At 51.0% G+C, this 20,638-nt stretch carries 18 protein-coding genes; 4 read left to right on the forward strand and 14 right to left on the reverse strand.

Annotation, left to right across the window (positions count from 1 at the left end; translation table 11 throughout):
• Positions 1–13 precede the first annotated feature (13 nt).
• Positions 14–616: a peroxiredoxin C gene (locus DY231_RS18310; RefSeq protein WP_115630557.1), complete on the forward strand. Its 603-nt coding sequence runs from the start codon at positions 14–16 to the stop codon at positions 614–616.
• Positions 617–676: 60 nt separating this feature from the next.
• On the opposite strand, the gene DY231_RS18315 is transcribed toward DY231_RS18310, so the two are convergent.
• From DY231_RS18315 to malZ, 4 genes are all read right to left on the reverse strand, one after another.
• Complete coding sequence (locus DY231_RS18315; protein ID WP_115630559.1) at positions 677–2,545, reverse strand: amidohydrolase; 1,869 nt, start codon at positions 2,543–2,545, stop codon at positions 677–679.
• Between the two features lie 23 nt (positions 2,546–2,568).
• A complete protein-coding gene (locus tag DY231_RS18320; RefSeq protein WP_115630561.1) occupies positions 2,569–3,111 on the reverse strand; it encodes an antibiotic biosynthesis monooxygenase in 543 nt (180 codons plus the stop codon).
• Between the two features lie 3 nt (positions 3,112–3,114).
• Entirely contained in the window at positions 3,115–3,756 is a 642-nt protein-coding gene (locus tag DY231_RS18325) for a hydrolase (protein WP_115630563.1), read from the reverse strand.
• 173 nt (positions 3,757–3,929) lie between these two features.
• A complete protein-coding gene (gene malZ / locus DY231_RS18330; RefSeq protein ID WP_147295654.1) occupies positions 3,930–5,747 on the reverse strand; it encodes a maltodextrin glucosidase in 1,818 nt (605 codons plus the stop codon).
• Positions 5,748–5,920: 173 nt separating this feature from the next.
• On the opposite strand from malZ, the gene DY231_RS18335 reads away from it, so the two are divergent.
• Positions 5,921–6,214 (forward strand): YicS family protein, encoded by a 294-nt coding sequence (locus DY231_RS18335; protein ID WP_115630568.1) that lies wholly within the window; start codon positions 5,921–5,923, stop codon positions 6,212–6,214.
• Positions 6,215–6,265: 51 nt separating this feature from the next.
• On the opposite strand, the gene proY is transcribed toward DY231_RS18335, so the two are convergent.
• From proY to phoB, 4 genes are all read right to left on the reverse strand, one after another.
• A complete protein-coding gene (proY, locus tag DY231_RS18340; protein ID WP_034493825.1) occupies positions 6,266–7,642 on the reverse strand; it encodes a proline-specific permease ProY in 1,377 nt (458 codons plus the stop codon).
• Between the two features lie 71 nt (positions 7,643–7,713).
• Positions 7,714–9,036 (reverse strand): branched-chain amino acid transporter carrier protein BrnQ, encoded by a 1,323-nt coding sequence (gene brnQ, locus DY231_RS18345; RefSeq protein ID WP_034493681.1) that lies wholly within the window; start codon positions 9,034–9,036, stop codon positions 7,714–7,716.
• A gap of 457 nt (positions 9,037–9,493) precedes the next feature.
• Positions 9,494–10,786 (reverse strand): phosphate regulon sensor histidine kinase PhoR, encoded by a 1,293-nt coding sequence (phoR, locus tag DY231_RS18350; RefSeq protein ID WP_115630570.1) that lies wholly within the window; start codon positions 10,784–10,786, stop codon positions 9,494–9,496.
• A gap of 22 nt (positions 10,787–10,808) precedes the next feature.
• On the reverse strand, positions 10,809–11,498 hold the full coding sequence (gene phoB, locus DY231_RS18355) for a phosphate response regulator transcription factor PhoB (RefSeq protein ID WP_115630572.1): 690 nt from the start codon (positions 11,496–11,498) through the stop codon (positions 10,809–10,811).
• Positions 11,499–11,687: 189 nt separating this feature from the next.
• Between phoB and sbcD the strand changes: the two genes are divergently transcribed.
• Together sbcD and sbcC are read left to right on the forward strand one after the other, a co-directional pair.
• Complete coding sequence (gene sbcD, locus DY231_RS18360; protein WP_115630574.1) at positions 11,688–12,905, forward strand: exonuclease subunit SbcD; 1,218 nt, start codon at positions 11,688–11,690, stop codon at positions 12,903–12,905.
• Complete coding sequence (gene sbcC, locus DY231_RS18365; protein WP_115630575.1) at positions 12,902–16,057, forward strand: exonuclease subunit SbcC; 3,156 nt, start codon at positions 12,902–12,904, stop codon at positions 16,055–16,057. Before sbcD ends, sbcC begins: the two co-directional genes overlap by 4 nt.
• 68 nt (positions 16,058–16,125) lie before the next feature.
• Here sbcC and DY231_RS18370 read toward each other — a convergent pair whose 3' ends face one another.
• From DY231_RS18370 to tssI, 6 genes are all read right to left on the reverse strand, one after another.
• A complete protein-coding gene (locus DY231_RS18370) occupies positions 16,126–16,410 on the reverse strand; it encodes a type VI secretion system PAAR protein (RefSeq protein ID WP_115630577.1) in 285 nt (94 codons plus the stop codon).
• Between the two features lie 71 nt (positions 16,411–16,481).
• Positions 16,482–16,766 carry a hypothetical protein gene (locus tag DY231_RS25140; RefSeq protein ID WP_147295655.1) on the reverse strand — a complete coding sequence of 95 codons (285 nt, stop codon included), beginning with the start codon at positions 16,764–16,766 and terminating at the stop codon, positions 16,482–16,484.
• Positions 16,742–17,023 carry a hypothetical protein gene (locus tag DY231_RS25145; RefSeq protein ID WP_147295656.1) on the reverse strand — a complete coding sequence of 94 codons (282 nt, stop codon included), beginning with the start codon at positions 17,021–17,023 and terminating at the stop codon, positions 16,742–16,744. Before DY231_RS25145 ends, DY231_RS25140 begins: the two co-directional genes overlap by 25 nt.
• 8 nt (positions 17,024–17,031) lie before the next feature.
• Complete coding sequence (locus DY231_RS18375; protein WP_115630579.1) at positions 17,032–17,361, reverse strand: hypothetical protein; 330 nt, start codon at positions 17,359–17,361, stop codon at positions 17,032–17,034.
• A 47-nt stretch (positions 17,362–17,408) separates the two neighbouring features.
• A complete protein-coding gene (locus DY231_RS18380; RefSeq protein WP_115630581.1) occupies positions 17,409–18,179 on the reverse strand; it encodes a M35 family metalloendopeptidase in 771 nt (256 codons plus the stop codon).
• Positions 18,172–20,571, reverse strand: a complete 2,400-nt coding sequence (gene tssI / locus DY231_RS18385) for a type VI secretion system tip protein TssI/VgrG (protein WP_115630583.1) — start codon at positions 20,569–20,571, stop codon at positions 18,172–18,174. The genes DY231_RS18380 and tssI overlap by 8 nt, the downstream gene beginning before the upstream one ends.
• Positions 20,572–20,638: the final 67 nt, after the last annotated feature.

Genomic DNA, 20,638 nt, shown 5'->3' on the forward strand with positions numbered 1-20,638 from the left:
AACAGGAGTACATATGGTCCTGGTTACTCGTCCAGCCCCTGACTTTACCGCTGCAGCCGTTCTCGGCAGTGGCGAAATCGTTGAAAACTTCAACTTCAAAGCACACACCAATGGTAAAACCACCGTTGTGTTCTTCTGGCCAATGGACTTCACTTTCGTGTGCCCGTCTGAACTGATTGCGTTCGACAAGCGTTACGAAGAATTCCAGAAACGTGGCGTAGAAGTCGTTGGTGTATCTTTTGACTCCGAGTTCGTTCACAACGCATGGCGTAAAACCCCTGTTGAGAACGGCGGCATCGGCGAAGTGAAATACGCGATGGTTGCTGACATTAAGCGTGAAATTCAGAAAGCTTATGGCATCGAACATCCAGACGCAGGCGTTGCTCTGCGTGGTTCTTTCCTGATCGACACAAACGGTATCGTGCGTCACCAGGTTGTTAACGACCTGCCGCTGGGCCGTAATGTTGATGAAATGCTGCGTATGGTTGACGCGCTGCAATTCCACGAAGAGCACGGCGAAGTGTGCCCAGCTCAGTGGGAAAAAGGTAAAGAAGGCATGAACGCGTCTCCAGACGGCGTTGCTAAATACCTGAGCGAAAACGTTTCTAGCCTGTAATCGCTAAACGTTTTTGACAAAAAGGCCGCGCAAGCGGCCTTTTTTAATGGTTTTTTCTGCTTAAAACGCAAAACAAGAACAGCCCATCACGCCCCAGAACGCCCCTTCGTCAGAAACCGGTATCGCCGATTTTCGTGCTGCATCATGTTGATGACCATGCACATTACAGCTCCCACAACATTGATGAACTTGCGCCGTCATACCCACTTTTGCCGCTGCGGGCGGTTCGGCTCGATAGTGCCCAGGCACATTTACGACTGGCGACCATTCGGGTAACACGGGAATCGGAGGAGGAGCCAGGGGCGTAAACATGCCAGCGGCATAAACCACTTTGCCATCCACCAGCGTCAACACCGACTCAATGCCTTTAATTTCCTCTTCCGTCACTTTGAAATAATCTTTTGAAAGGACGACCAAATCGGCCAGTTGCCCGGTTTTAATGCGCCCTTTTTTACCTTGTTCGCTGGAAAACCACGCACTCCCTGCCGTCCATAGCTCAAGCGCCACATCACGCGACAGACGATTATTGTCGTCATACATTTGCATTCCACCCACGGTACGCCCGGAAACCAGCCAGTACAGTGCCGTCCACGGGTTATAGCTCGCCACACGCGTTGCATCAGTGCCCAGGCCGACAGGTAATTCCGCAGCCAGCATTTTGGCTATCGGTGGTGTCTGTTTAACCGCATCTGCTCCGTACCGTGCGACGTAATATTCCCCCTGAAACGCCATACGATGCTGAACGGCAATCCCGCCGCCTAGCGCCTTAACGCGTTCGATATTCTTTTCAGTGATGGTTTCCGCGTGGTCAAAAAGCCAGTGCAAACCGTCAAACGGGATATCGCGATTCACCTTCTCAAACACATCCAGCATGCGGCTGATGGACTCGTTATAAGTCGCATGTAGGCGGAACGGCCAGCGATGCTCGACCAGATGGCGCACCACGCGCTCCAGTTCTTGTTCCATCCCATCGGGCAAATCCGGGCGCGGCTGCAAGAAATCCTCAAAGTCGGCGGCGGAAAAGACCAGCATTTCTCCGGCACCATTGGCGCGATAGAAATCCGTCCCCTGCCCCGGTTTGAGCATATCCGTCCATTTTTCAAAATCCTCCAGCTCATGCTGCGGACGCTGGGTAAAAAGGTTATAGGCGATACGCACCGTCATCTGTTTTTGCGCATGAAGCTGGTCGATTATCTGGTAATCCTCCGGGTAATTCTGGAACCCGCCCCCGGCATCAATCGCGCTGGTGATGCCCAGCCGGTTGAGTTCGCGCATAAACTGGCGCGTCGAATTTACCTGCATTTCCAGCGGTAATTTCGGCCCTTTTGCCAGCGTTGAGTACAAAATCATCGCATTCGGTTTGGCTATTAACATTCCGGTTGGATTGCCATTGCGGTCGCGCATGATTTCGCCACCCGGTGGATTTGGCGTCTCTTTGGTGTATCCCACTGCTTTTAACGCGGCCTGGTTTAACAGTGCGCGGTCGTAGAGATGCAACACAAAAACGGGCGTATCCGGTGCAGCCTCATTGAGTTCTTCAAGCGTTGGCATACGGCGCTCGGCAAACTGAAATTCCGTCCAGCCGCCGACCACGCGCACCCATTGCGGGAATGGCGTGCGTAAAGCCTGCTCTTTCAGCATACGCAGTGCATCTGCAAGGGAAGGCACGCCTTCCCAACGTAATTCGAGGTTGTAGTTCAACCCACCACGAATCAGATGCAGATGCGAGTCATTGAGACCGGGAATGACGGTATGGCCTTTGAGATCGACCCGTTGTGTTTGCTCGTCAGCAAAACTCATTACCCATGATTCGTTACCCACAGCGATAATTTTGCCGTCTTTTATCGCCACCGCTTGCGCCAACGGCGCTTCGCTATCAAGGGTGTGAAATTGTCCGTTCGTGAGAATTAATGAAGCAGATTGCGACATAACCTGTTCTCCGCAGTGAAACGTTATTTTTTCAACCAGCCCGCAAACAGCCGCGTCATACCTGGCATCCAAATCCAGACCACCAGCGCGACAACCAGCGCATCGTTAATGAAGTGCAACAAAAGCGAGCCATGCCAGGACGGGAAAATCACAGCGGTGATTCGCGGGACAACATTGGTGCTGGGGAAGATCACCGCCAGCGTTATCAGGAATTGCTTCCACTTTGCCGGACGTTTTACGGTCGGCGTTTCCGGAGTGAACCAAAAAACGTTTTCAGTGCGGACTTCCAGATGATCGTCCTGACTCAGGATCGGTTTGATCTCATCAACGAGTGCCTCCCGCTCCGCCGATTTCGTCCAGGTGGTGAGATTTTCCAGCGTGTCGAAGCGGATAACGATGTTGTAAACAGCATTTCCCGAGGTTGGGCGAATAACATGTACGCCAAGGTGCCCAGGATAGCGCGCCGCCGCAGGCATGATTTTCGCGAGCCACTCTTCGTAGCGCGTAGACTGCCCCGGTAGCAGGGCGTGAGTAATCACCAGCGTGACCGTATTATTGTCAGCCATCTGTCAGGCTTTCCGTTCCGATGCGCCATGAACCATGGTGTAGGCGTAATCGACCCCCATGCCATATGCGCCGCTATGCTCGCGCACCAGGTCCATCACCGCATCGTAGGTATCGCGGCGTGCCCAATCACGTTGATATTCGAGCAACACTTGCTGCCAGGTGACGGGCACCGCACCAGCTTGCACCATACGGTCAATCGAGCGCTCGTGTGCGTCCACAGAAGTCCCGCCCGAAGTATCCGTAACGACGTAAACCTCAAATCCTTCTTCCAGCGCCATTAATGCCGGGAAAGTCAGGCACACTTCAGTCCACAATGCAGAAATCACCAGTTTTTTGCGCCCGGTCGCTTTCACCGCCGCGACAAAAGCGGCGTCCTCCCATGAGTTCATCGAGGTGCGTTCAATCGGGGTAATTTCAGGATGTACCGCCAGCAGTTCAGGCCAGATGTAGCCGCTAAAGCTTTTGGTTTCAACCGAGGTAAAAATAGTGGGAACGTTGAAAATCTTGCCAGCTTTGGCGAGCGCTACCGTGTTGTTTTTCAAGGTCTGGCGATCGATATTAGCAACACCAAACGACATTTGCGGTTGGTGATCGATAAAGATCAGTGTGGAGTTAGTTGGGTCGAGAAGTTCACGTATAGACATCAGGTTTCCTTAAATTTCATCAGATTAATTAAGGAGAAAGCACGCAGTACTGCCTCCCAATTGGCATGAGATCTGGAAATGTCTAACTTAATCGGGTCTTAAGCAGGGGGACGAAGAATAAGAATAGCACCGGTTTTCCCCTCCGCCTGGCAAAAGGGAAACCGGTTACAGAATCACTGACAACGCCACACCGAAACAGAAACTTCTGGCAACGAAAGCTGATGATTTTCAAAACTCGCTTCACCTTCAAGCTGAGTCCAGGCTTTGTTGTTTAGCAATGGCTCCCACGGCAAATTAACCGCCGTTTTTTCACCGCGGTTGATTGCCACCAGTACCCGCTCGCCCTGATAGACACGAACAAATACCACCACATCACCCTGAGCATAAATGACCTGGCAACCACCGTGGCGCAAAGCACGACTTTTGTGGCGTAGCTTTCCAAGACGTTGGTAAAGTGCGAGCAAATCCAGATCCTGATGATCCGGGTTCCACGGGAAAGGCTTGCGGCAGAAGGGATCGTTGTTACCATCGAGGCCCACTTCATCGCCGTAATAAACGCATGGCACGCCCGGCCAGCAATACAGCCACACCACGGCCAACGGTAAACGTGCGACATCTTTGCCAAGGATCGATTTAAAGCGCGCGGTATCATGGCTATCGAGCTGGTTAAACATCCGCAGTTGCTGCTGGTGAGAAAGTCCGGCGCGATACTCATCCATCCACGCCATGCAGGTTTGGGCGTTGATATGTTGCGGATCGTAGGAAATATCCGTGTTCGCGAGGAATCCCCAGATTGGGAAAGTGAAACCGCGATAGTTCATCGCCGCATCTTCGGCATCGGTCTGCAACCATTGACGCGCATCGCCAAAATGCTCGCCCAAAATATACGCTTCCGGGTGGGTTTCTTTTGCCGCTTTGGTGATACCGCTGACATGCAGCAAATTGTTCTTCGCGCCCCCCGCTTCGCCGAGCATGTGCACCACATCAAGCCGCCAACCGTCGATGCCCCATGGTTCCCGCAACCAGTGGCGCACGATACTGTCTTCGCCCTGGTAAATTTCGTCAACCAGCGAAGCTGACTGGTAATCAAGCTTGGGCAAACTGGAATAGCCGAGCCAGTCGAGTGCGCGCCCATCTTGGTTATAGCTGTAAAAATCCCGCCAGGGTGATTGTGGATTGTGGCTGGCCCCAGTGCTGTGCGTTTGCTGGCGATCGAACCATTGATGAGTGTCGCCGCTATGGTTGAATACACCGTCGAGCATCAGACGCATACCGTAACGCTGCGTATTTTTCCGCAGCCGCAGGTATGCATGGTCGCCACCAAACTGGACATCAACGTGGCGGTAATCCTGCGTATCGTATTTATGGACGCTCGGCGCGGTAAATATCGGATTGAGATACAGCGCGGTGACGCCCAGCATCTTGAGATACGGCAGGTGTTCGCTGATACCGTCCAGATCGCCGCCATAGAAAGTTGATCCACCAGCGTCAGCGATCAGCGGTTCATTCCAGTCACGCAAGATAATGTCGCGTTTAGCAGCGTGGTGATAATAAACCTGATCCTGCTCCGGCGTGCGTTGCTCACTGCGAGCGAAACGATCGGGGAAAATCTGATAGAAAACCTGATCCTGCACCCATTGCGGGCCATCATCAGGAAGATCGACCGCAAATTGCTCGAGGCGTGCAGGAGGAATAGAACTCAAACCTTGCGGCGTAAACCAGCGCTGTTTATCCAGCCACAACAGCTTGAAGCTATAGCGGCGGCGCGGCTGGCCTTCGGATAAATCAATCACTCCGCGCCAGGCGACCACTCCACTTTCAGGAGCCGCTTTCTGACGAGTCATTTGAAGCGAGGTTTCTTCGTTATCTTTTTCATAGCGCAAAACGACACGCTGCGGTAAGTCAGTGCCGGAAACCCATAACGTGATGTGCAGCTTATCTTTACGTGTTTGTATGAAAGGGGGCACCGGAAGGTGCCAGGCATTCAACATAATCGTGTCCCCAGATAATTAATTTGCGCCACCTTGCCACAGCGTAGCTGGGGATCACTCATCATTACTATTTTTATTGGGGGTGGAATGCGGGGGTGGAGAAATTAAGCCGTTTGCTTAATAAGTTAGCGCTACCTATAGTGAGAACATTCTCACTGCCTGAGGAAATTGAAATGTCTATCGCCCGCAACCTCACCCTGTTTCTTTTCGTCGTTTACTCGGCCAATACACTCGCCAGTTCGCCGTACGAAGGTCTGGAATTTGGCAAGTATAAACAACAGATTACGGTTGACTTAAAAAAGACCTGCCATCCACAAAAGAAAATGTCGGATGAAGCGTGGGGGAATAAAATCCTCTCCAACGAAGACAATAAGCGGTATATCCGGGATGCGAGGATTGCTCTGGAGCGCAATAACGAGAAAAACTACTGGGATGCGATAAGTAAGGTCGAGTGCCCGGAGATGTAGTGATACGGCGGATGACGTTTTACGCCATCCACCGTTTATCGGTGCTTAAACTCAGCTGTTGCTTTCGCTCGCAGCCAATATCTGGCGCCGCTTGAACATCCAGCCCACCAGCAGCATGACAATCCATACGCAGCCCACATACAGTGAGATGCGAGTGTCTGGATGCCAGCCAATTAACCCAATAATAAACACCAGGAATATCAGGCCAACGATGGTGGTAGCAATCCCACCCGGAACCGGGAATTTCAGCGCTTTGGTTTCTTCCGGTGAAAGCTTGCGACGGAAAGCGATTTGCGACAGCAGAATCATTATCCATACCCATACCGTGGCAAAGGTTGCCAGCGATGCAATCACCAGGAAGACGTTTTCTGGAATCAGATAGTTCAGCACCACCGCCAGTAACAGCGCGAAGCACATGACTAATACTGTCACCCAAGGAATGCCATGACGTGAAGTTTTAGCGAACACTTTCGGCGCGCTGCCCTGCTCCGCCATGCCGTGCAACATACGCCCCACGCCAAACACGTCGCTGTTAATCGCTGAAAGGGACGCGGTAATCACCACGAAGTTCAGGATGCCTGCCGCAGCGTTAATCCCCATATGCTGGAAAGTCAGCACAAACGGGCTACCTTCTGTTCCCACCAGGTTCCACGGGTAAATCGACATGATGACAAACAGCGTGCCCACGTAGAACACCAGGATACGCAATGGAACGGAGTTGATAGCGCGTGGGATAGATTTTTGCGGATCTTTCGCTTCGCCAGCCGTAATACCGATGATTTCAATGCCGCCATAGGCAAACATCACCATCTGCAACGACATAATCATGCCTATCCAGCCATTGCTGAAGAAGCCGCCGTTGGTCCACAGATTGTGGATCCCCGTAGCCTGACCGCCATTGCCAATCCCCCACACGATGATGCCAATACCGGCAGCAATCATGATGATGATGGTGGCAACTTTAAAGAACGAGAACCAGAATTCAAGCTCGCCGAACACCTTCACGCTCATCAGGTTGATGGCGCAAATGATTAACACCACGCTCAACACCCAAACCCAATGTGGCACCGCCGGGAACCACAGCCCCATGTAGATGCCAAACGCGGTGACATCCGCAATTGCCACAATCAGGATTTCGAAACAGTAGGTCCAGCCGGTGATATAGCCTGCCAGCGGGCCGAGGTTATCTTGCGCGTAGCGAGAGAAAGAACTGGCTGAAGGGTTATGAACCGACATCTCGCCCAGCGCGCGCATAATAATATATGCCGCCACACCACCGATGATGTAAGCCAGCAACACACTTGGACCAGCCATTTTGATAGCGTCTGCCGAGCCATAAAACAGCCCGGTGCCAATTGCCGAACCCAACGCCATAAAGCGTATGTGCCGGGTACTCAAGCCGCGCTTGAGCTTATTAGCGTTTTCCATTGATTCCACACCCTGCTTAACAATAAAAAAACCACGGAGCAAAGCCCCGTGGTTAAAGAAAATCAAAAATTTTAGTGGGCGGTTGAAGCCACCTGTCGCCCTGCGGCGCGGTCCCAAATGATGGCGAGAACCACCATGATCACCGTTGGCGCTAACCATGCCAGCCCCTGATCGGCCAGAGGCAAACGCGCGGTCCACGCGGGCAAGATATCACTGATTGCCGATGATTTAATCCCATCGAGGATACCAAACAAGGTGCTGATGAGCATTGCTGGAGCAATCACGCGGGTTGAGTTATGCCACCACGGACGGGTGAAGCTCAACACCACCAACGCGATACACGGCGGGTAAATTGCCGTCAGCACTGGAATTGAAACCTGAATCAGATGGCTTAAACCCAGGTTGGAAACCACCATTGAGAACAGACCCAGGATAAACACCAGCGAGCGATATGACAGTGGCAAATACTGGCTGAAGAATTCAGCACACGCACAAGTCAGGCCAATTGCCGTGACCATGCAAGCCAGGAAAATCAAAGCTGCGAGGAAGAAGCTACCTGCGCCACCGAAGGTATGAGCCACATACGCATGCAGAATTGCGGCACCGTTCGCGTTTTGGTCGGCAACCAATGTTGCGCTGTCTGAACCCAGGCGGAACAGAGCCAGATAAATCAGCGTTAAGCCAACACCGGCAATCAGGCCAGCCCAAATGGTATAGCGCGTCAGCAGGCGAGATTCAGTCACCCCACGCGAACGCGCGGCGTTGACAATCACTATGCCGAACACCAGCGACGCCAGGGTATCCATGGTGAGATAACCATTCACGAAGCCGTTTGAGAATGCAGCATTCTGATACGCTTCAGTCGCCGTGCTGATACCACCCGCAGGCCACAACATTGCGCCCGCAGCCAACGCCAGCAGCGCGACAATTTTTACCGGGGCCAGCACATGGCCAACGGTGTCTAAAAGTTTGCCCGGATACAGCGAAACGCCGATCACAATCGCAAAGTAAACCAGGCTGTAGATAAACAGCGGTAACTCACCGGTGCCAACCAGCGGGGCAATTCCCACTTCAAAAGAAACGGTAGCAGTACGCGGCGTGGCGAACAGCGGCCCAACAGCCAGATAGCAGATAGTGGCTAACAACACACCAGCACGACGGCCAATTGGCGAGCTGAGGCTATCAATGCCCCCACCGACACGAGCGATGGCGACAATAGTCAGCACCGGCAGGCCTACAGCCGTCACCAGGAAGCCAAGCGATGCAATCCAAACGTGTTCACCTGCTTGTAGCCCCACCATAGGAGGGAAAATGATATTGCCTGCGCCGACAAACAGCGCAAAGGTCATAAAGCCCAGTGCGAGGATGTCTCGAGATTTCAAATGATGGGTCATAAAATATTTGCAGCCTGTGGATGTGTGGTGTTGAAAGTATTCAAATTTTTATACCTGTTAACTCGGCATAAAAGCGGCAATCAGTAGACTCGACAGCGGAAAATCCTTTCCGGGATCGGTGGAGAAGAATAGTTGTTTGAATTACCACTCATATCCAGTCGGTCTACCAATCACAGGGCCGCAATTAAAACGCTTATAGCGTTTGAAGGCAAGAACGGATCTAAAAACCAGATTGATATCCTTAAATTAACAGCATCACCAGTGGATTCGATTAATCATAGGAAAAGATCATGGTCTTTTGTGTGGTTAAATTATAACCGATTGAGTGTTTTTGATTTACATGTGGGCAAAAAAAACACAGGCCAGAATATTGGCCTGTGGAAAGTTATTTTGACACTTATTGCGCTAGTGTCGGATGTTGCTTCGCTTATCCGACCGACGAAAACTGATTATCGGTCTATTTCTCGCTAACGATTAACCGCTCGGGCAAAACAAAGGAAAACGTCGAACCTTTGCCCGGCTGGCTTTCAATATTCAGACGTGCATCATGGTGGCTTAAAGCATGTTTGACTATCGCCAGCCCAAGCCCACTGCCGCCCGTCTGGCGCGAACGCGCTTTGTCGACGCGGTAAAAACGCTCGGTCAGGCGCGGAAGGTGTTCTGCTGAAATCCCAGGGCCATTATCCGTCACGCTAAAACTTGCCCCGCCCGCCACGCGTTTCCAGCTCACCGTAATATGCGTGCCTTCTGGCGTATGGTTGACCGCGTTATAAACAAGGTTGGAAATCGCACTCCTCAGTTGCTCGTCATTGCCAAAGACTTTCAGCGTGGGGTCGATATCAAATTGTATCGTCTGCCGTTCATGGCTGAGAGTTTGCGCCTCACGCTCTACAACACGCAGCATCAGCGGCACATCAATCTTTTCATTGAGCACCATCGCCGGAGCGGCTTCTATTTTTGAAAGGGTCAGAAGCTGCTTAACCAACCCTTCCATGCGCGAAGTTTGCTCGCGCATCGTGCCTAATGCTTTCTCACGCAGCGGTCCTTCAAGCGTCTGGTCCTGCATCATCTCCAGATAACCTTGCAGCACCGTGAGCGGCGTTCGCAGTTCGTGACTGACGTTAGCAAAGAAATTACGTCGCGCCCCTTCGAGCTGGTGCATCTGAGTCACATCTCGCGCCACCAGCAGCCACTGCTCATCGCTGTAGGGCATCACACGGAACTCCAGATGGCGGCCCGTATTGAGTACCAAAGTTAACGGACGTGAAAACTCTTTTTGCGACAGATAGCGAGTAAATTCCGGGTAGCGCAGCAAGTTAAGGATGTTCTGCCCGTTATCGTCCGGCCAGCGTAACCCCAGCAATTGTTGCGCCAGACCGTTACACCAAAAAATCGTCCCTTCTTCCGTGGTCAGAACCACCGCATCGGGCAGAGATTCGGCTCCGCTACGAAAACGCTTAATCAGATTGCCTAACTCTTTGCGGCGCTTTTTGTTGCGCAGCTGCATCTGATGAAGACCGTACAACAGGGGATCCCAACTCCCGCGCCCTGGCGGCGGCGTCATACTGCGATCCACCCACAGCCACCACGATAAACGCAGTAAATTCCAGAAATGCCAAACCAGCAGTCCGGTGACTGCCAGTAATAAAAACCACGGTAAATGGCCGAAAATAAGACCTAAGATGGCGGCAGGTATGCAACAGAGCACCAGCTCCATCACCAACCTTTTCCATGACAACCTTTCCAGCACGCGTCACTCTCCTGACAAGGAATTAAAAGCGGGTTGAGAACCGATAACCCGTACCGCGTACTGTTTGTACCATCCTGTCGTGCCCGCTATGTTCAAGCGCTTTGCGTAACCGCCGAATATGTACGTCCACCGTTCGGTCTTCGACATAAACATTGGTGCCCCATACATGATTAAGCAATTGTTCACGGCTATACACCCGCTCCGGGTGCGTCATAAAGAAGTGTAATAATTTAAATTCTGTTGGCCCCATATCTAATGGGTTCTCACCGGTCATGACGCGGTGCGATGACGGATCCAGGCTCAGTCCGTGCATCTCAATCACCTCTTCCACCGCCATCGGAGAGATACGGCGCATCACAGCTTTAATGCGTGCCACCAGCTCCTTCGGGGAAAACGGTTTGGTAATATAGTCATCGGCCCCAACTTCAAGCCCTCGCACGCGGTCTTCTTCTTCACCACGCGCCGTCAGCATCATGACAGGGATTTCACGTGTTAATGCTTCACGTTTCAGATGCTTAATGAATTGAATACCTGAACCACCCGGTAACATCCAGTCCAGTAAAATTAAATCCGGAAAGGGTTCGATAAGCAGATTCACTGCGGCGTCATAATCTTCCGCTTCTACAGGATGAAAACCGTTTTGTTCGAGCACAAAGCTCACCATTTCACGGATTGGAGCTTCATCTTCTACGACTAAAATACGCTTCGCCATGATTCGCCCTGCTCAAGGAATAATTATTGTTGTTTCAATGCGGTGCCATTATGCGTCAGATTTATGACAGATTTATGAAAAACATAAATGCCTGGCGACTCATCACAATGAATTATGACACTCAATTGTGTCGTTCTTGCTCATCCGCTTTATAATCCCGCCACGCTTTTTTATGCCAAGGGACAACCAATGCGCATTATTCACACATCAGACTGGCATCTTGGTCAAAATTTTTATACCAAAAGCCGTGGGCCGGAGCACCAGGCATTCCTTGAATGGTTGCTGCAAGCCGCAGTCGAGCATGATGTGGATGCGATAATTGTCGCAGGCGATATTTTTGATACCGGTTCGCCGCCGAGTTACGCGCGCGAATTGTATAACCGTTTTGTGGTGCAACTGCAGCAAACCGGCTGTTCCCTTGTAGTGCTGGCGGGAAACCACGATTCCGTCGCCACGCTGAATGAATCTCGCGAATTAATGGCGTGCCTGAATACTTATGTCATCGCCAGTGCGCGGCATGATGCCAGCCAGCAAGCTATCGTACTCAACACTAAATCGGGGGAACCGGGTGCGATTCTTTGTCCGATTCCGTTCCTGCGCCCCCGGGATATTCAAAATAGCCAGGCGGGACTTTCCGGCCACGAAAAGCAGCGTTCATTGATGGAAGCCATCAGCGAACATTACCAGCAGTGTTACAACGCAGCCTGCGAATTACGGGCGGATACGAGGCTGCCGATTATCGCTACCGGCCATTTAACCACCGTCGGCGTGACCAAAAGTGACGCGGTACGCGATATTTACATCGGCACGCTCGATGCTTTCCCGGCGCAGCATTTCCCGGCAGCCGATTACATCGCACTCGGCCATATCCATCGCGCCCAACTCATTGGTGGCACTGAACACATTCGTTATAGCGGCTCGCCCATCCCGTTAAGTTTTGACGAAACGGGCAAGAGCAAAAGTGTTTATCTGGTTGAGTTTGCCGAAGGCGTGCTTCATGAAGTAACTCCGCTGACGGTGCCTGTCAGCCAGCCTTTAGCGGTCATCAAAGGTTCTCTGAGTGAAATCGAACAGCAACTCGCGCAGTGGCGCGATGCACCAGCAGAACCCAAAGTTTGGCTGGATATTGAAATCGCTACCGAAGAATATCTGCATGATATGCAACGCCATATTCAGCAATTAACCGAAACGCTCCCCGTCGAAGTGGTGTTGCTGCGCCGCAGCCGCGAACAGCGCGAGCGCGTTATCGCCCAACAGCATAAAGAAACGCTGAGTGAGCTGACGGTTGAAGAGGTTTTTGAGCGCCGCCTGGTTCAGGAAGACACTTCCGAAGAACGCGCACAACGTTTGCGAACGCTATTTGCCCAAACGGTGGCGAGCCTGCATGACGTGGAGGAAGAAGCATGAAAATCCTTAGCCTGCGCTTAAAAAATCTCAACTCCCTGAAAGGGGAATGGAAAGTCGATTTCACCCGCGAACCGTTCGCCAGCAACGGTTTATTTGCTATAACCGGGCCAACAGGAGCCGGGAAAACCACGCTGCTCGATGCGATTTGTCTCGCGCTTTACCACCAGACACCGCGCCTCAATACCGTCACGCAATCGCAAAATGATCTCATGACGCGCGACACCGCCGAATGCCTGGCGGAAGTGGAATTTGAAGTAAAAGGGGTTGCCTACCGTGCATTCTGGAGCCAGAACCGGGCGCGCAATGCGGCCAACGGCAATCTACAAGCCCCGCGCGTTGAGCTTGCAGAAGTGGCAAGTGGCAAGATTATTGCCGATAAAGTGAAAGACAAGCTTGAGGTTACGGCCAAACTCACTGGTCTGGATTACGACCGTTTCACCCGCTCAATGATGCTATCCCAGGGTCAGTTTGCCGCGTTCTTAAATGCCAATGCCAATGACCGCGCCTCTTTGCTCGAAGAGCTGACCGGAACTGAAATTTACGGCACCGTTTCTGCGGCGGTGTTCGAGAATCATAAAAATGTGCGCAGCCAGCTTGAGAACCTACAAGCGCAGGCCGCTGGCGTGGCAGTGTTAAGTGAAGAGCAGCACCAGCAGCTTTCTGAGAGTTTGCAGACCTTGAGCGTAGAAGAAAAAGCGCGACTCGCGGAACAAATGAAACTCCAGCAGCATCAGCAATGGCTAGGCCAACTGGCGCAGTTCACCCAAAAACATGCGCAGGCAGAACAATTGCTGAATGCGGCGAACCGGGCAATAGAAGCTGCCGCCCCAGAATTAGATAAACTGACTCGCGCACAACCGGCAGAAAAACTGCGCCCTGACTGGCAACGTTTGCAGGAGTTGCAGGCAACACTACAAAACACACATGCTCAGTGTGAAGAAGTGAATGCTCGCTTACATCAGGCGACAGTGCGACGCCAGCAGACACGGCAGGCCGCCGCAAGCACGGCTGCAAAACTCACGCAGGAAAGCTCGCAGCTCCAGGAGTGGCTGAAAACTCACGACCGATTCCGCCAGTGGGGAACTGAGCTGGCGGGCTGGCGCATGGGGTTTGGTCAGCAGCAGCGTGAGGCTGAAAAGCTACAGGATTTGCAGCGTAGTATCGATTCAAGCCAGAAGAAGCTCGAACTTCTGCCAGTAGCTGAAATGTCTCTCAGCGCTGATGAAGTAAGTGCCCACTTACAAGCAACGATGGCTGCACGTCCGCAGCGCCAGCAGCTTGCCACATTACAGCCTCAATTTTCATCGCTTCTCAAACGCAAATCGCAGCAACAACAAGAGATTGCCGCCCTCGAAAAACAAATTGCCGAGGGTGATGCGGAGCTGGTTTTAAAGCGCCAGCAATATAAAGAACGCCGCCAGCATGAGAGTGACATCGAGAAAGTGTTTGAGCTTGAACTGCGTATTGTCAGCCTTGAAGCCGAACGCGCTCGTTTACAGCCTCATCAACCTTGCCCTCTGTGCGGCTCGACGCAACATCCGGCGGTCGCTGATTATCAGGCGATTCAGCCCGGAGAAAATCAGCAGCGGCTAGCCGAACTTAAACGTGAAGTTGCCCTTCTTGCGGAAGCGGGCTTTGCGATGAAAGGCCAGCTTGATACGCAGCGTAAACAGCGCGAAAACCTGCTGACGGCTATCACTGCGCTGAACGAAGAGGAAAACGGATTGCGCTTACGCTGGCAACAACTGTGCGCAAATCTGCAACTGACCCTCGCGCCGGAAGACAACCTCGAGCAGTGGCTGGAAAGTGAAGAACAGCGCGAACAACAGTTACATCAGTTAAGCCAGCGCATTGTGCTGGAAGAACAACTTACTCAGACACGTGCCCAACACGCTAAACTTGCCGCTGAAATTGCCACACAGCGCGAAGCAATCACCACCGCGCTAAATAACGCTGGCCTGCAATACCCGACTCCTGGTGAAGAGAATAACTGGTTGGCGGAGCGCCAGCAGGAATCACAACAGTGGCAACAGCGCAATGAACAGCTTCCCCGCGTGCAACAGCAACTGACGTTGCTGGAAAATGTGCTCAGCACATTTGTTGACGATGGCACTACGCCTGCACCGCTAGCGGAAAACGAACAAAATGCGGCAATACAGAACTGGCATAGCCTGCACAGTGATTGTATTGCGCTGGAAAGCCAGTGGCGGACGCTGCAACAGCAACACAAGCAAGAAGAAACGCGCGTCGCTCAGGCAAGCGAGCAATTCCTCTCAGCACTCGCCGCCAGCCCGTTTGCTGATGCGCAAACATTCCAGGCGGCGTTGTTGGATGAAGCCGAATGCCAACGACTCGAACTTAAAAAACAACAGCTTGAACAACAACTTCAGCAGCAAACTGTGCTCTTCCAGCAGGTTGAAAAAGCATTGGCAGAACATAAATCTGCACGCCCGGAAACGCTGGCTGCCGATATTGAGCTTAATGTCCTGCAAGAACAGCTGGCGCACTGCAATCAACAACTGCGCGACAACACGACACAGCAGGGGCAAATTCAGCAACAGCTCCGCCATGACGCAGAAAACCGCCAGCGCCAGCAAGGTTTGATGCAGGCTATTGTTGAGTGCCAGCAGCAAGTTGAAGACTGGGGCTATCTCAATGCGCTGATTGGCTCGAAGGAAGGCGACAAATTCCGTAAATTTGCCCAGGGACTGACGCTCGATAACTTAGTGTGGCTGGCAAACAACCAGCTCAACCGTTTACACGGGCGCTATTTGCTGCAACGCAAAGACAGCGAAGCGCTGGAATTGCAGGTGGTCGATACCTGGCAGGCCGATGCGGTGCGCGACACTCGCACGCTTTCTGGCGGAGAGAGTTTCCTGGTCAGCCTTGCACTCGCGCTGGCACTTTCTGACCTGGTCAGCCATAAAACACGAATCGACTCGCTATTCCTTGATGAAGGTTTTGGCACACTGGATGCAGAAACGCTGGATACCGCGCTGGATGCACTCGACACGCTTAATGCCAGCGGTAAAACCATTGGTGTAATCAGCCACGTCGAAGCAATGAAAGAGCGTATTCCGGTGCAGATTAAGGTGAAGAAGATTAACGGATTGGGTGTGAGTCGGCTGGCGAAGGAGTTTGCTGTCGGGTAATCCCTCTAACTCTCTGGAATGGACGGCTTCCCTCTAAGAAGCCGTATTCTTATAGTCCCGCCTGACGCTCAGCCAATATTAACCGTACTACCACCAATAACAACGCCACCACAATCAATAGCATCACCGACTCTCGCTGCGGGAAGACCATCAATAAATACGGTGCCTGAACCACTCGCTATTTTACGCGGGTGAGGCGGATGTTCAGGTTTGTCATGGGGTGTTAACGGGTCCCCCATTCGGGCTGCCGGTAACCCGTCAATGGATACGGTTGGTGAACCCGCTGTGATGACAGTTTCGCGGTAGCCATCATGTTGGGAGCCTTTGTCATTAAGTTTTGCGGCGAAGGGCATATTCTATCTCCGGGATTGTTTAATGGTTTCACATCAAAATATTAATATAGAAATATATTAACTCTATCAAATCAGTCTTCATCAAACAGAGACTTGACTTTTCTTCCATCAATTTCCACACTAACCTGATTAGACATTATGTTAATTTCGTTATCATTATTTATTCCGTCAAAATCGACCATATAAAAAATATTTTTCATTCCCTCTTCTTTGTATTGATACCCTCCACATAGTCTACTATATTTGTAAGCATAAATAGTCTCACCAGTTAAATAACAGTCATATATTTCCATATCAATTATTGTAAACAAATAGTTGTATATATCGCGCTCTACAAACCATTCATCATTAACCAAATTATATTCTGCGGTTCCAATCTCATAATATTTTTTTCAGGGAAAAATTCAAAATTATCATTGAGTATTACTGTATATGAAAACGTCTCTCCTGGTTGAAATTCATCCCAGTCTTCCTTATCAAAATTACCACCGTAATCACACATTGAACCTAAATAATCCAGTAATATATTGCTGGTAGTTACGAAAAAACCTGAGCCACATGACATGGATTTAGCAACACCGTGTTTGTTAGCTTTCTCAGATGATAAATACAAAGGGAATTCTATTTTCCGAATATAAAAAGTTTTAGCGCCGAGATTTTAATCGTAACCGTTGCTAAAACATCCTCGTTCTTTTGTTCAATCGAAAGGCCAACATCGGCATTAAATTTTTTGTTTTTATATAGTTTTTTAAAATCAAAAACAGTATATTCATCATGTTTTTCGGTCAGAAAATGAACCTCTGCCTTTTCATATTCTGTACCATTGAACCCTCGCTTGCCATAACCATATTTCATAACTGTTAAATCACCAGCAACCAACTGAAATGATAATAAAAAAAACACCCCTATAAGCAGAAGTCTTAATGATTTATTTTTAACGATATGTAACATTCCCTTGTCCTTATATGATCGTGTTTGGTTGTCAAGCTATCAAAGGGTTATACTATTATTTCAAAATACTTTTCAATGTTATAAGCGTTATCAAAAACATTTTCACTCCCTTTATTTACGAGTTTTTTTGCTCCTTCCAGATGTTGTTTATAGCTCCATTTATCATCTTTTCTTGATTTTGGTTTTTGGCCATTAACATCGTAATCAGCGGTACCAATTCCTCCAATGGATGAATCCAAAAATGTTTTTTCAAAATGGCTAATTTCATGACACAGAGATGCTACACGAGAACCCTTTCCCATAACGATTTCACAAGTCCTGAAATTGTTAGCGTTTATTCTACCGGTGAAATTTATCCCTATATAAATTTTATAGTTATTTTGTTGTTCATAATTTACATATGCACAAAATGTATCAGGAAGTCCGGGGTCGCGGGGGATTTTAGAATTGGTTGGAGCCTCAGGGTTATCTGGATCATAGATTAAATTGATATAACTATCGGTTGTTAATGTTTTCTTAATCTTGCAAAGCCTTCTGATGCAATCTTTCATAACATATAATGCTGTCATTTCAACAATGTTTTCGACTCCTTTTATCGGCATGTTTACATGAACCAATCGCTCACCTTTGGAGCCAAATATAGCGTAAAATTCCTCTTGCTCGTTATTACCCCAATTTTCAAGATCTTTTTCCCTTCGCGCCAGCACTCTATCCATGGCATCGCCAGCCTCTTTCATCATTGCATTGAAATCATTAATTTTACATTGATTAATGATTGTTGTTTTCTTTGATGGTTTTCCTTTTGTTGTATTACTCATTTTCATCTCCCCAAAATGTATCAAAGTCCGGACTAAACAGTTTAATTTCTATCTCGTTGTCATCATCTCGTATAAATAATTCTGTATTACCCTCTTTATCTGTTACTCCTTCCTTCTGTGCTCCATCAGCGAAATAAGCAATATATTTTATGTCGATATAAGGAGACCCATCGGTATCTTTAAAGTTAAACAAGATCTTATATTCATCAGGTTCATCCTCACCTTTTTGCTCATCCTGCTCACCTGAGCTATCGCCACCACTGGAGCCACCACTTCCGTCCTCATCTTCCGGCGGCTCAGACCCTGAATCCTCCTTATCACTCAGACGGCTCAGTACTGCCGCCTGCAGGGTCTTGACCGCTGCTCCCGGACTTCCACCGCCGTTAAGATTGATTTTCAGCCCGGTGATGTCCACGCCGCCGGGGTGGATGACAATGAACGAACTCCCCACTTTCAGCGTGAGTTTGCTGTTGCTCTGCAACACGATGTCACCCTGCGCATCCACACCCAGCGAACCCGCCACTTTCTGCGCCAGGTCACCTTTCACTTCCAGGCTGCGATTACCCTTCACCAGGCTGATATGGTCTTTGGTGGTGTTCTGCTGCTGGCTACCTTTCACCGTTATTTTGCGGTCGCGTTCCACATACAGATTGTCATCGCGGCCGCTGTTTACCGTCCGGTCGCGGGTGACTTTCAGCGTCTGGTCATTGCGTACGGTGATGCTGCGGTCGTGCGCCACGGTGATTGTCTGGTCGTGTCCAGCGGCGTTCTCCTGGCCAACTTTCACCGTTTGCCCCAGGCCGACCGTGACCTGCTGGTTGTGGCCGATGGTTTCACTGTGGTTGACTTTCACATTGGTGTCGCGGTTGTTCAGCACCACCGTTTTCATGTCCTTCTGGGCATGCATCGACAGCAATTCCTGGCCGGTCTGGTCGTCAAACATTAATTCGTTGTATCCATTACCCTTATACGTCTGCGAGCGTATTGCCATCTGGGTTTTGGTCCCCGGCAGGTCGCCCGGAGAGCGGTTGGCGGCGTGATAGGTGCGCCCGGTGATAATCGGCTGGTCGGGGTCGCCGTTGAGGAAATCGACAATCACTTCCTGGCCGACGCGCGGGATGGCGATGTTACCGAAGCCGGTGCCCGCCCACGCCTGCGAGACCCTCACCCAGCACGAGCTTTCTTCGTTGGTTTTGTTATAGCGGTCCCAGGCAAATTTCACCGTCACACGCCCGTGCTCGTCGCAGTAGATTTCTTCCCCGGCAGGACCGGTAACAATCCCGATTTGCGGGCCGTCCACCAGCGGTTTCGGCAACGGTGCCGGTCGCCAGGTCTGTGTGGCCGGGATAACATGAAAGCGGTTGGTGAGGGTAGTGCCCTGGCCGGAACTGCCGATATGCGCCTGCGGCTGGCTGCCGGTCATCTCGCTCGACACCACCTGCCACGGGTTGTTTAAATCTTCACGCGGGTGGTCGGTAAGGGTGAACCAGCGCCCCGGCTGTAACTGCGGGCAATTACTGGTGCCGCTGGCAAAATCGACGTTATTGCGCCAGCCGTCCATCTGATATTTCGCAAAATCGGCCCCGTGCTGTTCATCCTTAAAACGCCCCGGATAGTCAAAGATTTCATAGTCCGGGCGCTGATATGACAGGTCCGCCCCTTCTTCCTGGTACTGCGCCTGCCAGTTCGGCGCGGTGAAGGTGTAATCCTGGGTGGTGACTTTCGCCGGGCGGATTTGCGCGCTGCGGCGAAAGGTGTTGATGCAGTACGTGGACGATTCCGAGGCGGCATTGGGGTTATATGGAAAAGCCCCGAGGCCGCGCAGGTTGCAGCGGTCATCGGTGAAGGTCAGCTTCTGGTCTCTGTCGTCGAGGTATTCATCCTCGAAAAAGAATATCCCTTCTTCCGCGGCGAGGCGGGCAATAAAATCGTAATCCGATTCCATAAACTGAACACAGAATTCGCGCGGCGGATGCGGACGCCGGAACAGCGCGTCATGCGTGCGGATACGCATCTCTTTCAGCAGTTTCGCAAAGATGTACTGGATGTCGTAGTTCTGAAAGCTGCGGCAGTTCTGCCGTTGCGAGCTGCGCCAGAACTCAGGGCGCACCGTCATCGAGTAACGCGTCTGGTGCTTGCCGCTGTCGCCCTGTTCGCAGAAGGTGACGATACCGCGTACCCGGCGCTTAATCACCTCGCCCTGCCAGATGGTGAGCAGCGAGTATTCGTCGAGAATGGCTTTAAAGCCAATCGCCGGGTCGTGACAGGCGACGGTGATATCCAGGCTGAACAGGGAAGAGAGGGATTGTTTAAGCTTAAAGTTCACCACCGCAAAGGTGTCCGCCGGAGTACGCCCGGCGGTGAAGGTAAAGCGGGTGCCGTCTGAAGCCATGATGGAGGTCCTTTCCTGTCCGTGGAATTATTGACCAGAGCACATAGTCGCAACTGAATCATTACTC

Source organism: Buttiauxella agrestis, assembly GCF_900446255.1.
In the GTDB taxonomy this organism is placed as follows: Bacteria; Pseudomonadota; Gammaproteobacteria; order Enterobacterales; family Enterobacteriaceae; genus Buttiauxella; species Buttiauxella agrestis.